This is a genomic window from Streptomyces sp. MMG1533 (assembly GCF_001279775.1).
In the GTDB taxonomy this organism is placed as follows: domain Bacteria; phylum Actinomycetota; class Actinomycetes; order Streptomycetales; family Streptomycetaceae; genus Streptomyces.
In genome coordinates this window covers 1-825 of sequence record NZ_LGDG01000110.1, presented here as the reverse complement: position 1 = coordinate 825, position 825 = coordinate 1, and the positions used below count along the sequence as shown (strand labels likewise).

Here is an 825-nt window from a genome sequence, read left to right as displayed (position 1 = left end):
GTCCTCGATCTCGCGCTGGATGGTGCGGCGCAGCGGCCGCGCGCCGAGCACGGGGTCGTATCCCTTCTCCGCCAGTAGTTCCTTGGCGGGCTGGGAGAGCTCGATGCCCATGTCCCGGTCCTTGAGGCGCTCGTCCACCTTGCCGATCATCAGGTCGACGATCGCGAGGATGTCGTCCTGGGTCAGCTGCGGGAAGACGACCACGTCGTCGACGCGGTTGAGGAACTCGGGGCGGAAGTGCTGCTTGAGCTCGTCCGAGACCTTGTTCTTCATGCGCTCGTAGTTGGTCTTCTTGTCACCCGAGGCCGCGAAGCCCAGGTTGAAGCCCTTGGAGATGTCCCGGGTGCCGAGGTTGGTCGTCATGATGATGACCGTGTTCTTGAAGTCCACGACCCGGCCCTGGGAGTCGGTCAGACGACCGTCCTCCAGGATCTGCAGCAGCGAGTTGAAGATGTCCGGGTGGGCCTTCTCCACCTCGTCGAAGAGGACGACGGAGAACGGCTTGCGGCGGACCTTCTCGGTCAGCTGGCCGCCCTCTTCGTAGCCCACGTATCCGGGCGGGGAACCGAACAGACGCGACACCGTGTGCTTCTCACCGAACTCCGACATGTCGAGGGAGATCAGCGCGTCCTCGTCACCGAAGAGGAACTCGGCGAGCGCCTTGGACAGTTCCGTCTTACCGACACCGGACGGGCCCGCGAAGATGAACGAACCACCGGGACGCTTCGGGTCCTTCAGACCCGCACGCGTACGACGGATCGCCTTCGACAACGCCTTGACGGCATCCACCTGGCCGATGACCCGCTTGTGGAGCTCGTCCTCCAT

At 64.0% G+C, this 825-nt stretch carries 1 protein-coding gene; it reads right to left on the bottom strand.

The window, feature by feature from the left end; genetic code table 11:
- A partial coding sequence (locus tag ADK57_RS12690; protein WP_159050053.1) for an AAA family ATPase occupies nt 1-825 on the bottom strand: 825 nt, incomplete at both ends.